Origin of the sequence: Pseudomonas sp. LAMO17WK12:I5, from assembly GCF_900215165.1 — a bacterium.
Classification (GTDB): Bacteria; Pseudomonadota; Gammaproteobacteria; order Pseudomonadales; family Pseudomonadaceae; genus Aquipseudomonas; species Aquipseudomonas putida_A.
The window spans coordinates 62035-74849 of the sequence record NZ_OBDS01000018.1 but is presented as its reverse complement, the minus strand read 5'-3'; the positions used below and the strand labels follow the sequence as shown (position 1 = coordinate 74849).

Genomic DNA, 12815 nt, shown 5'->3' with positions numbered 1-12815 from the left:
AAGGCTGCTGAAAGCAAGGCTCTTTATATTCAGCAGTCTCAACAGACGGATAACCGGGCCCACCCGGAGACACGCCTGATGAGCGAGCTTTTTTACAACGCTGTGCCCAACGCCACCCGCGTCGCACCGCCACTGCCCGAACCTCGGCAGTACCCCAGCGAGAAACCGTCGCGGGTCTATCTGTTCGGCACCTGCGTGGTCGACCTGTTCTACCCCGAAGCCGGGATGGACGCGATCCACTTGCTCGAGCGTGAAGGGATCAAGGTCGAGTACCCGCAAGGGCAGAGCTGCTGCGGGCAACCGGCCTACACCTCGGGTTACACCGAGCAGGCGCGGACGGTGGCGCGCGCGCAACTGGCGCTGTTTGCCGGGGATTATCCGGTGGTGGTGCCGTCGGGTTCCTGCGCGGGCATGTTGCGCGAGCATTACGCCGACTTGTTCAAGGACGAGCCGCAAACGTTGAAACAGGTGCAGGCCCTCGCGGCCCGCACCTATGAGCTGGCCGAGTTCCTGCTGTTCGTCTGTAAGGTGCAGCTCAAGGACAGCGGCGAGCCGGTCAAAGTCGCGCTGCACACCTCGTGTTCGGCACGGCGCGAAATGAACACCCACCTGCACGGCCGCGAGTTGTTGGCGCAGTTGAGCAACGTGGAACGGGTCAACCACGACCACGAAAGCGAATGCTGTGGCTTCGGTGGGACATTCAGCGTCCGTATGCCAGACATTTCCGGCGCGATGGTGGCGGACAAGACCCGGGCGTTGAAGGATTCCGGCGCGCACAAAGTGTTGAGCGCCGACTGTGGCTGTTTGATGAACATCAACGGCGCATTGGAGAAACAAAAGGAAGCGCTGCGCGGGCAACATCTCGCCAGCTTTCTGTGGCAACGAACCGGAGGTGCGCAATGAGCACCTCGACGATTATTCCTACGGTTGCCGTAGAAGAAGATTTCCGCACCCGGGCACACAACGCCCTGGGTGATCAGCAGCTACGGAACAACTTCCGCACTGCGATGGATTCACTGATGACCAAGCGGGCAGCGGCTTTCAGCGATGCCCACGAAAGAGAACACTTGCGCGCCCTGGGCAACTCGATCAGGGCGCGTGCGCTCTCCAAGTTGCCCGACCTGCTCGAGCAACTGGAACAGAACCTGACCCGCAACGGTGTGACAGTGCACTGGGCGGAAACGGTGGACGAGGCCAATGGCATCGTCCTTTCGATCATCCGCGCTCACGAGGCGCGGCAAGTGATCAAGGGCAAATCGATGGTCAGCGAAGAGATGGAGATGAACCATTTCCTCGAGGCTCAAGGTGTTGAATGCCTGGAGTCCGACATGGGGGAATACATCGTCCAGCTCGACCAAGAGAAGCCTTCACACATCATTATGCCGGCGATCCACAAGAATGCCGGTCAGGTCGCGTCCTTGTTCCACGACAAACTTGGCGTGGAGTACACCAAGGACGTTGACCAACTCATTCAGATCGGTCGCAGGGTCCTGCGGCAGAAATTCTTCGAAGCGGACATCGGCGTTTCCGGCGTCAACTTCGCCGTGGCCGAAACCGGCACCCTGCTGCTGGTGGAAAACGAAGGCAACGGCCGCATGACCACCACCGTGCCGCCGGTGCACATCGCCGTCACCGGCATCGAAAAGGTCGTGGAAAACCTGCGCGACGTGGTGCCGCTGCTGTCGCTGCTGACCCGCTCGGCGCTGGGCATTCCGATCACCACTTACGTCAACATGATCTCCGGTCCGCGCAAGGCGCATGAACTCGACGGCCCGCAAGAAGTGCATCTGGTGCTGCTCGATAACGGTCGCAGCCAGGCCTTTGCCGACAGCGAACTGCGCCAGACCCTCAACTGCATCCGCTGCGGTGCCTGCATGAACCATTGCCCGGTTTACACCCGCGTCGGAGGCCACACCTACGGCGAGGTGTATCCGGGACCGATCGGCAAAATCATCACGCCGCACATGGTCGGTCTGGCGAAAGTCCCGGATCACCCGAGCGCTTCGTCGTTGTGCGGTGCCTGCGGTGAAGTGTGCCCGGTGAAAATTCCGATCCCTGCCCTGCTGCGGCGATTGCGCGAAGAAAACGTCAAAGCCCCGGACAGTCCGCATCCAGTGATGCGCGGCCAAGGCAGCAAGTATTCGCGCAAGGAACGTTTCATCTGGAACGCGTGGGCGAAACTCAACAGCTCGCCGACGTTGTATCGGTTGTTCGGTTTCTTCGCCACGCGCCTGCGTGCGTTAACGCCGAGCAATGTCGGCCCGTGGACACAAAACCACAGCGCACCCAAACCCGCCGCCCGCTCACTGCACGACATGGCCCGCGAGCATCTGGGCAAACAGGGAGATCGCTGATGAGCGCCAAGCAAAATATCCTCGCCAAGCTACGGAAAAGTCTGACCGGCACCACACCGATTGCCGACGACTTCGACGTCGATCTGGTGACCCAGCCTTACACCTACAGCGCCGAGCAACGCATCCCGCAACTGCGAAAACTGATGGAAGCGGTCCACACCGAGATCCATCTGACTACCGGCGCAGACTGGCCGACGCTGCTCGCGCAGTTACTGCGTGACCGTCAGTTGCCAAGCCTGCTGATCGCACCGACTACGCCCCACGGGCAGCGCATCACACAACATTGGGCGAATAATCCTGATCTGCCGACGCTGAAATCCTACAACCGGCCGATGGAAGAATGGAAAGCCGAGCTGTTCAACGACACCCCGGCCAGCCTCACTGGCACCCTCGGTGCCATCGCCGCCACCGGCAGCCTGATCCTCTGGCCCACCCGTGAAGAACCGCGACTGATGAGCCTGGTGCCGCCGGTGCATTTCGCGCTGCTCAAGGCCAGCGAAATCCGCGACAACTTCTATCAGGTGCAACAGGAATTCGAGTGGGCCCAAGGCATGCCGACCAATGCGCTGCTGGTGTCCGGACCGTCGAAAACCGCCGACATCGAACAAGTGCTGGCCTACGGCGCCCACGGCCCGAAAGATTTGGTGGTACTGATCCTGGAGGACCAATGACGCTTCCGGTGAATTTCCTGCGCGATGCGCAGCAACTGATCCCAGCGGATCGCCGCTTCGACGATCCGCTGTCGACATTGGCCTTCGGCACCGACGCCAGTTTTTATCGGCTGATTCCCAAACTGGTGATCCGCGTCGAGTCCGAAGATGAAGTGGTGGCGCTATTGAAACTGGCCCAGCGCGATCAGGTTCCGGTGACCTTCCGCGCCGCTGGCACCAGTTTGTCCGGGCAGGCGATCAGCGATTCGGTGCTGATTGTGCTGGGGGATAACTGGAACGCTCGCGAGATTCGCGGCCAAGGCATGCAGATTCGCCTGCAGCCGGGCGTGATCGGCGCGCAGGCCAACGCGTGGCTGGCACCGTTCGGGCGCAAGATCGGCCCGGACCCGGCGTCGATCAACGCTTGCAAGATCGGCGGCATCGTCGCCAACAACGCCAGCGGCATGTGCTGCGGCACCGCGCAAAACACCTATCACACACTGGCCGGAATTCGCCTGGTACTCGCCGACGGCACCCGTCTCGACACCGAAGACGCCGCCAGTGTCGCCGCTTTCCGCATAAGCCACGGGGATCTGCTGGAGCGCCTGGCGACATTGGGCCGCGAGACCCGCGCCAATGCAGAACTGGCTGCGCGAATCCGCCACAAATATCGTCTGAAAAATACCACCGGCCTGTCACTCAACGCCCTGGTGGATTTCGACGAGCCTGTGGATATCTTGAGCCACTTGCTGGTCGGTTCCGAAGGCACCCTTGGCTTCATCAGCGCGGTGACCTATGACACGGTGATCGACCATCCGAACAAGGCGTCGGCGCTGATCGTGTTCCCGGATGTGGAAACCTGCTGCAACGCGGTCACCGTGCTGAAAAGCCAACCGGTGTCAGCCGTAGAACTGCTCGATCGACGCAGCCTGCGCTCGGTGCAGGACAAACCGGGCATGCCGGATTTCGTACAGCAGCTGTCGAATAATGCCTGCGCGCTGCTGATCGAATCCCGCGCCGCCTCTTCCACTTTGCTGCAAGAACAACTGGCGCAGATCATGGCTTCGTTGACCAGTTTTCCGGTGGAAAAACAGGTCGATTTCACCGAAGATCCGGCCGAGAACGCCAAGCTTTGGGCCATCCGCAAGGACACCTTTCCCGCCGTCGGCGCCGTGCGCAAAACCGGCACCACGGTGATCATCGAAGACGTGACCTTCCCGGTCGAGCAACTGGCCATCGGCGTCAATCGCCTGATCGCGCTGTTCGACAAACACGCCTACGACGAAGCGATCCTTTTCGGACACGCACTGGAAGGCAATCTGCACTTCGTCTTCACCCAAGGCTTCAACAGTCCGGAAGAAGTCGCACGCTACCAAGCGTTCATGGACGACGTGGCGCAACTGGTGGCGGTGGAGTTCGGCGGTTCGCTCAAGGCCGAACACGGCACCGGGCGCAACATGGCACCGTTCGTTGAGCTGGAATGGGGCAGGGATGCCTATCAGTTGATGTGGCAGCTCAAACGTCTGCTCGACCCCAACGGCATCCTCAACCCCGACGTGGTGCTCAGCGAAGATCCGCAGATCCACCTCAAACACCTGAAGCCGCTGCCGGCGGCTGACGAGATTGTCGATAAATGCATCGAGTGCGGCTTCTGCGAACCGGTCTGCCCGTCGAAAGGTCTGACCCTCAGCCCGCGCCAGCGCATCGTGATCTGGCGTGACATTCAAGCGAAGAAACGCGCCGGCGTTGACACCACCGAGCTGGAACAAGCCTACGAGTACCAAGGCATTGAAACCTGCGCCGCGACAGGCTTGTGTGCGCAGCGTTGCCCCGTAGGCATCAATACCGGCGAACTGGTGAAAAAGCTCCGCGCCCGTACCGCCACGCATCAGAAAACCGCTGACTGGATCGAAGGAAATTTCGCCAAGACCCTGCAAGGCGCACGCTTCACCCTGCACGTGGCCAACGGCGCACGGATGCTGCTCGGCGCACCGCGCCTGGCGAAGCTGTCGGCAACCCTGACACGTTTGTCCAAAGGCAAGGTGCCGCTGTGGAGCAGCGCGATGCCGCAACCGGAAAAAGCCATTCGCTTCAGCCCGAGCGTGTCCGACGAACGCCCACGCGTTGTGTATCTGGCCGCCTGTGTTTCACGGGTGATGGGCCCGGCAGCGGGCGACAAGGAGCAGATGTCACTGTACGACAAGACCCGTGGCCTGCTGGAAAAGGCCGGTTACCAAGTGGTATTCCCGGACAATCAGGACAACCTCTGCTGCGGTCAGCCGTTTGCTTCCAAAGGCTACGCCGAACAGGCCGAGCACAAGCGTCAGGAATTGATCAGCGCGCTGCTGCACGCCAGTCGCGGTGGACTCGATCCGATCTATTGCGACACCAGCCCGTGCACCTTGCGCCTAGTGCAGGACGTGGGAAATGTTCGCCTGGATCTGTATGACCCGGTGCGCTTCATCCGTACGCATCTTCTCGATCGACTGGAGTTCACCCCGCAAGAAGCACCGATTGCAGTTCATGTGACCTGCAGCACTCAGCATCTGGGCGAAAGCCAGGCGCTGATCGAACTGGCACGCAAATGCAGCAAAACCGTGGTGATCCCGGAAGGCATCCATTGTTGCGGGTTTGCCGGTGACAAGGGTTTCACCATGCCGGAGCTGAACAGCCACTCGCTGCGCACACTCAAGGACGCGGTGCAACATTGCAACGAGGGGATTTCCACCAGCCGCACCTGTGAGATCGGCCTGACGCAGCACGGCGGCATCGACTATCACGGACTGGTCTATCTGGTGGATCGGGTCACTCGAGCGAAGGCCTGCTAAAAGAAAGTTAGAACCCTTGAGCGAGGCGGTAGTCCACAGAACAAGCCCCGAACACGCGGGGCTTTTCCTCCTTTCGCAGGCCTGCTCTGACGGTCAGCGAGAGTCTGGATTCCTCAGTGCAAGGAGATACTCATGAAGCATTCTGTACTGTTTGGTCTGTTCGTTACTGCCTCGATGATGGCTTCTACTTCGTTCGCCGATGGCAAACCTGCCGACTTGTGCGAGGCGAATCTGCAAAAGATCGAAAGCGCCAAGACGCAATATCAGACGTCGCCTGATCTGAATTCGCGCGTCTCGGCAAGCGTCAGCAAAGCCCAGGCCCTCAAGGCTCAGGGCAGGATCGACGACTGCCTGGCGGAAACCCAGCAAACCCTTCTGGTAATCCAGAACTCGACGGGTGATACCAAGAAATAAACCTCGGGACGACCAGTCTTCAGGTGGCGTGATGCAGCGCGGTTCGGGTTGACGGGCCACGATGTAAAAAAAACCGAATTCCTGCGTGCGGCCGCGGTCGATTGAACAGGCCCACTACCATACACGGCCTGTTACGACCTCGGCATCGCCGCCAGACCGTCCGGCAGCACCGAGACCAACCGTTCAAGGAGATACCCATGAAGCATTCTGCAATTGCTGGATTGTTCATCGCTGGTGCCCTGCTGACGTCGCCGGTGTTTGCGGCAGACAAAGACCTTTGTGCCGGGAATCTTCAAACCATCAAAGACTTCGTTACCAGTCAGCCGTCAATTCCCGAGACGTCCATGAACAACGTCAAGGAAGCGCAGAAAAAAGCTGAAGACGCGCAGGCGGCCGGCAATGACAAGGATTGCGTTGAGGTCACCTCTTCCTTGATAACCAAAATGCAAATCCGCAATCCAACGCGCAATTGATATGCCACGAGGCCAACCTTCGGGTTGGCCTCGCCGGCCGTTTGGCGTACACTGCGCAGGCTTGTTGCCTCACCTGATGTACGAGGCAATGAGTTCGGGGCCGATTAGGATTCGACGCCGGTGACGAAACTTTAGGTGCATGCCGACTTGGTAACAGAAGTCGTAAATCCACTGTTGCAACTTCTTATAGTTGCCAATGACGACCAATACGGTGCTGCTCTCGCTGCTTAATTGCAGCTGACATGCACTCCTGGTGCCTTCGGGCCCAGCAATCATCAGGGGATGTCTGTAAACCCGAAATGATTGTCATATAGAACAGAATCGCCGTGCAGTACGTTGTGGACGAAGCGGCTAAAACTTACACAACTCGCCCAAAGCACCCTGCCCGTCGGGTCGCTGAGGGTTAACTTAATAGACACGGCTACGCATGTAGTACCGACAGCGGAGCACTGGCGGACGGGGGTTCAAATCCCCCCGGCTCCACCAAACTCAACGAAAAAAGACGTCCATGGACGTCTTTTTTTGCACCTGGAATCCAGCAAATACAGGAATTAGCGGCCATTAAGGTCTCTGTACATTTTTCGAGCTCCAGAAGATCTGGTATTCCATCCGGTGCTAATCACTGGAATACCTAATCAGTGCAGTAGGCAAATCTCATGCCTGCTCATACCCTCCGCCTCTTTGATCGAAAGCACAAGGGAGTCAGACTGATTTCACCTGACTGTAGGGCCGAACACCGATAAGACAAGCTCCCTTATCAAAATGAAATCCGCTACAGCAGTAGACGCAGTCCTCCATGAGACACACGCTATTAGAGGTTTCTTTCCTGATCCATCGCCAAAGGTCACCAAAAACTGTACATTGATACAGTAGTGTCAAATATGAACGTGCAACTGGAGCTCCTCACCAGTTCGGGTTAAGCTGCAACTCATGAAAATTACCTCATCAAAAATCAGCCGCGTCTCCTCTGTCCACTTCTCTGGACACGAAACGTTTCCATTGCGTCAGATGTGGCTCAAAAAAGCTTTCGACCAAGCGAGCGGCGACGGCCTGATTCCAAAGACAACCTTTACTACTGAAAGCTCTATTGCCGCTTTCGGAGTAGGTAAGAACATGGTTGCTTCCATTCGGCATTGGGCCTTGGCATCCGGCGTCATGAATGATGAAGGCGATACCTTTCGCGTAACGAGACTCGCCATGGAGATACTCCAAAGTGGAGGCCTTGATCCTTACGCGGAGGATCCTGCTACAGCATGGCTTGTTCATTGGCAGCTAGCCGGGCGGCGCTACCGTTCAACAACATGGTATTGGCTATTCAACCATGTAACCGCGCCAACCTTTACACGCCAAGAGCTCGAAGAGCCTCTGACCGAGTACGCTCGCAGCCTCGACCCTAAGCATCGCCTTTCAAGCGCGACCATATCGCGAGATTTGGAGACATGTTTGCGCAGCTATGCCCCCAGAACCGCAGCCGGTTCGCCCGAAGATTTTGCCGAGCCCTTACTCGCTGAATTAGGTCTGCTCCAAGAGGTTCACAAAGGCCAGTATGCTTTCCGTCGAGGCCCTAAAGCGTCCCTTCATGACGGTATTTTCACCTATGCGCTCATCGACTTCTGGAATAGAACCGCAGGGAGTCAAAGCTCGCTGGCCTTTGAGACTATTGCGTACGCAGAGGGTTCTCCCGGCCGCGTCTTCAAACTAGACGAAGAATCAATCGCTCAAAGACTGATTTCGTTGGCCGACTTAACAGGAGGCAAGCTTGCTTGGACCGACTCCGCTGGCCTTCGCCAAGTGCACAGAAAAGCGCTATCCAATGAAGATCAAAAAGAAATGGCCAGGCGCGCATATGAGTGAGAGAAAAGAGTTAATGCTCTCGGATATTGTTCACATCTCGCATCAATATCAACGATCAATCCGAATAGACGCAGACATTGGTCGTTCAGACGCATTGGATGGGTATATCATCCATGCAACTGCAGCATCCGTTGTAGCTGGAATGTGCAGGCAGCTTGCAAGCACAAATCAACGAAGCTTTACATGGACCGGACCGTTCGGTGGCGGCAAGTCATCACTAGCTGTCGCCCTCGCGAGCGCGCTCCATCCTGATGAGAGCCTGCGTACCAAAGCTCGTACCGCCCTAAAACTTGACTCGAAATCAGATTTCGACCAAGCCTTTCCTGTCCAAGACGGGTGGCTAGTTGTCCCTGTCGTTGGCCGGCGTGGCAGTGTTGTAAAAGAGCTGGACGCAGCGATCCGAAAAAGTCGAGGAATGAACGTTGACGGTCGAGGCAAGCCAACGATCCAAAGTGTTATCTCTGATCTAATTGTCGAAACCAAGAGCCGCCCAAACGATGGCGTCCTGGTATTTATCGATGAAATGGGTAAGTTTCTAGAGGCATCCGCTCTAGGTTCTGGCGACGACGTCTACTTCTTCCAAGAGCTTGCTGAAGCATCTGCTCGCGCCGATGGCAGACTGGTTGTAGTAGGTGTTCTACACCAGTCATTCGCACAATACTCCAACCGACTGGGCATCGACACTCGTGACGACTGGGGCAAAGTTCAGGGACGATACCTAGACCTTCCTTTCGTAGCTGCAAGCGACGAGGTCGTTGAGCTTATCGGCAGCGCGATCGAAGCCAAAAGCCGCCCGGAGTGGGGGCAAAAAGCATCTGATGCGATAGCCGACGCGATCCGATCTCGCCGCCCTGCAGTTGGGAAGGATTTTTCTGCCGCACTAGAACGTTGCTGGCCGCTACACCCAGCCATGGCCGCATTACTGGGCCCGATTTCTAAGCGTCAGTTTGGACAGAATGAGCGTAGTACCTTTGGTTTCCTATCATCGGTGGAGCCCCATGGCTTCCGCGCTTACCTAGAGTCCACCCCTTCAGAACAGTCGTCCTTGTATCGCCCTAGTGACTATTGGGACTACCTGCGCGCAAATCTAGAGCCTGCAATTCTAGCCTCACCCGATGGGCACCGCTGGTCCCAAGCGGTGGAGGCTGTAGAGCGTGCAGAGGCAAAGTCAGGTGACCCACTGCTTGTGGCGATAATCAAAAATATCGCCGTGATTGATCTATTCCGTAACGGCTCAGGACTTTCTGCAGATCTACCTGTCATCGCGGCCCTATTCCACGATGTACCTCGCGAGCAGATTGAGGATGCTCTGAATAAACTCTCAGCACTCAAGGTTGCCTTATACAAAACTTACACCGGCTCTTGGTCAGTATTCGAGGGTAGCGACTTTGATATCGATGCGGCTATTTCTCAAGCGCTGGCCGCATCTGCTGGAGTCGATTACGCAAAACTCTCTCAACTGATGGGCATACATCCTGTAGTAGCCAAACGGCACTACCATGAAACGGGCGCTATGCGCTGGATGGAGCTCTCACTGCAAAGCATTGAGCAGGCCGAAAAAATCGCAAAGGCCTACACTCCGCAACGGGGAGAGTTTGGTCAATTCATACTAGCGCTTCCAGGACGTGATATCTCAGCACGCGAAGCTGGCAAGCGAGCTCAAGCATGCGCGTATTTAGAGCCCTGGCCGGTACTGGTAGGCATCCCAGCTAACCACGCCCGCATCGCAGAGCTTTCGGCTGAATTAGTCGCTCTAGAACAGGTAAAAGAGCGCCACGAGCTCGGAGGTGATTCCGTAGCTCGCCGCGAAGTCTTTGCGCGCTTGGCCGCGACCAAATCTGATCTCGAAGACCAGCTACAAGCAGCTGTTTCACTTTGCAAATGGCACGATGGAGGCGACACGGTCATCGAGCCCGGAACAAAACTCTCGCCGAAGGCTTCTGAGCTCGCCGATGAGCTCTATTATTCCTGCCCACCGGTCTGGAGCGAATTAGTAAATCGCGACAGCCTCTCTAGCAACAGCGTAAAAGCCCGACGCGATTTGCTACACGCAATGATCGACGCCGAAGGCATCGAGCAGTTGGGCATCGAAGGTTTCCCAGCAGAACGTGGCCTGTTCGAAACGCTGCTTGTAGCGTCTGGTGTATACCGCAAAGAAGGTGAAGTTTGGCAGTTCTGCCCCCCACTAGAAGAAGTGCACGAGGGACTTTACGAGCTTTGGAAAGTCACGCAAAAGCTCCTCATCGACGCCAATACACGAGTAAGCGTGGAGTCGATCTACAACCGCTGGCATCTGCCTCCATTTGGCATGAAACAGGGTATTTTGCCCGTGTTTCTCACTGCTTTCTTGTTGGCACATAAAGCCAACATCGCCGCTTACAAAGACAGCATGTTTATTCCGCGACTGAGCGATGCGGATATTGACGAGTGCCTGCAAGATCCTAAGCGATTCACTCTCCGCTGGATCACGATTGATGAAGACAAAGTCCAAATCCTGGAGGGCATTTCCCACCTCTTAGAGGAAGTCGGAGAGAAAGCCGGCTCTGCAGATCCGCTTGAAGCCGCACGCGGACTAGTAGCATTGATTTTCAGCCTGCCAGATTGGGGACGGCGCACACAACGCTTAGGTGAAACAGCCAAAGCAATACGCGACATGCTGCTAAAAGCCAACGACCCACACAAAGTTCTGTTCGTCGATCTAGCGTCGCTTCTTGGAGCTGATGACGGCGGAGCCTATGTAGAAGCACTGCGTGCCCCTCTGCATGAAATCGCAAGGGCCTATCCAAAGATGCTCTCCGAGGTAGAAGCCAAGATGCTTCAAGCTCTCGATGCGTCTCTCGACAACTTGGATTCGCTCCGCGACAGAGCGAAGGCTGTGGCAGGAGTTTCCGGTAACTTTAGGCTCGATGCATTCTCTACACGACTCGCGTCTTACGATGGCAGCCGTTCCGCACTGGAGGGCATTTTGAGCTTGGCCGCTGAAAAACCACCACGCGACTGGGTCGACCGCCACATCGATGCGGCTGTGCTTGAGCTTGTCCAATTCGCCCGGCGCTTTCGCGAGGCAGAGGCGTTCGTCACAGTCAAAGATCGTCCCGCACATAGCGAAGCAATCGCAGTTGTTATAGGTGCAGGTGCGGAAACCACGACGATATCCAGATCATTCTCGATATCGGAGCGCCACCGTAAAACAGTCGAAGACAAGGCTGCTGAGCTTACCTCGATGCTGCAAGATCAAGGTTTTGAAACTGACATTTTGCTGGCCATTCTTGCTAAAACTGGAATGAACCTGGCTGGTGAGAAGGAGCAGATGGATGATTGAACGACACGTGCTAGGCTTATCCGGCGGGAAAGACAGCGCCGCCTTGGCCGTCTGGATGCGTGACCACCATCCTGAGCTAGACATCGACTATTTCTTTACTGACACCGGTGAAGAGCTTCCCGAGGTCTACGAGTTTCTAGGACGACTCGAAGGCTATTTGGGCAAACCCATCGAACGACTCAATCCTCGCCGTGACTTTCGCTTTTGGCTGCGTGAATTCAATCATTTCCTCCCCAGTGCGCAGACTCGCTGGTGCACACGTCAACTCAAATTGGCCCCGTTCGAACAGTGGGTCAAACCATGGCTCTCAGCAGGAGATAAAGTTTCCTCCTATGTAGCGATCAGAGCTGATGAGGAGTATCGCGAAGGGTATTCAGCAAAAGCCGAAAACATGATTGTGAAATTTCCATTTCGTGAGGCGGGCATTGATAAAGCCGGCGTCGTAGACATACTAGAGTCTTCTGGACTCGGTTATCCGAAGTATTACGAATGGCGCTCTCGCAGTGGCTGCACATTCTGCTTCTTCCAGCAGAAAATCGAATGGGTTCGACTCAAGGAGCGACACCCTGAGGACTACGAAAAAGCCAAGGCGCTAGAAAAGGACGCACTAGAACACGGCTCGCCTTTCACTTGGTCTAAGGGCGAATCACTTTGGGATCTAGAAAAGCCAGCGCGCATTATCGAGATCAAAGCAGAATATGAGGTTCGTCGTGCACGACTTCGCAAGAATATTCCGACGAACCCACTTCGCCCCGTGAAAAACTGTCCAGAAGACATCGACGACGTGTACGGAGACGACGAGGGAAACAGCTCTTGCTTAATTTGTCACAAGTAAAAGTCAGAGCACATCCGAAAAAATCTCAAGATCAGAGACACAAATAGCGTTTGTACTCAGTGCCAATTACCGAACTTTCATCCAC

The 12815-nt window shown here is 56.4% G+C and carries 9 protein-coding genes and 1 other RNA gene; all 10 read left to right on the top strand.

Annotated elements, in window-relative coordinates; all coding sequences use genetic code 11:
- Positions 1-78 precede the first annotated feature (78 nt).
- Positions 79-903 (top strand): (Fe-S)-binding protein, encoded by an 825-nt coding sequence (locus tag CRO59_RS27275; RefSeq protein WP_027610770.1) that lies wholly within the window; start codon positions 79-81, stop codon positions 901-903.
- Positions 900-2354, top strand: a complete 1455-nt coding sequence (locus CRO59_RS27270; RefSeq protein WP_097090467.1) for a LutB/LldF family L-lactate oxidation iron-sulfur protein — start codon at positions 900-902, stop codon at positions 2352-2354. Before CRO59_RS27275 ends, CRO59_RS27270 begins: the two co-directional genes overlap by 4 nt.
- The gene (locus tag CRO59_RS27265; protein WP_097090466.1) at positions 2354-3025 is read left to right on the top strand and encodes a lactate utilization protein; all 672 of its coding nucleotides are present in this window, start codon (positions 2354-2356) and stop codon (positions 3023-3025) included. Before CRO59_RS27270 ends, CRO59_RS27265 begins: the two co-directional genes overlap by 1 nt.
- Complete coding sequence (locus tag CRO59_RS27260) at positions 3022-5832, top strand: FAD-binding and (Fe-S)-binding domain-containing protein (RefSeq protein ID WP_097090465.1); 2811 nt, start codon at positions 3022-3024, stop codon at positions 5830-5832. Before CRO59_RS27265 ends, CRO59_RS27260 begins: the two co-directional genes overlap by 4 nt.
- Positions 5833-5964: 132 nt before the next feature.
- Positions 5965-6246: a hypothetical protein gene (locus tag CRO59_RS27255; protein ID WP_027610766.1), complete on the top strand. Its 282-nt coding sequence runs from the start codon at positions 5965-5967 to the stop codon at positions 6244-6246.
- A 197-nt stretch (positions 6247-6443) separates the two neighbouring features.
- Positions 6444-6719 (top strand): hypothetical protein, encoded by a 276-nt coding sequence (locus tag CRO59_RS27250; RefSeq protein ID WP_027610765.1) that lies wholly within the window; start codon positions 6444-6446, stop codon positions 6717-6719.
- Between the two features lie 96 nt (positions 6720-6815).
- Positions 6816-7205: a transfer-messenger RNA gene (ssrA, locus tag CRO59_RS27245) on the top strand.
- A 444-nt stretch (positions 7206-7649) separates the two neighbouring features.
- Positions 7650-8573 (top strand): DUF4007 family protein, encoded by a 924-nt coding sequence (locus tag CRO59_RS27240; RefSeq protein ID WP_097090464.1) that lies wholly within the window; start codon positions 7650-7652, stop codon positions 8571-8573.
- The gene (locus CRO59_RS27235) at positions 8479-11895 is read left to right on the top strand and encodes an ATP-binding protein (protein ID WP_256578501.1); all 3417 of its coding nucleotides are present in this window, start codon (positions 8479-8481) and stop codon (positions 11893-11895) included. Before CRO59_RS27240 ends, CRO59_RS27235 begins: the two co-directional genes overlap by 95 nt.
- Positions 11888-12730 carry a phosphoadenosine phosphosulfate reductase family protein gene (locus CRO59_RS27230; protein ID WP_097090462.1) on the top strand — a complete coding sequence of 281 codons (843 nt, stop codon included), beginning with the start codon at positions 11888-11890 and terminating at the stop codon, positions 12728-12730. Before CRO59_RS27235 ends, CRO59_RS27230 begins: the two co-directional genes overlap by 8 nt.
- Positions 12731-12815: the final 85 nt, after the last annotated feature.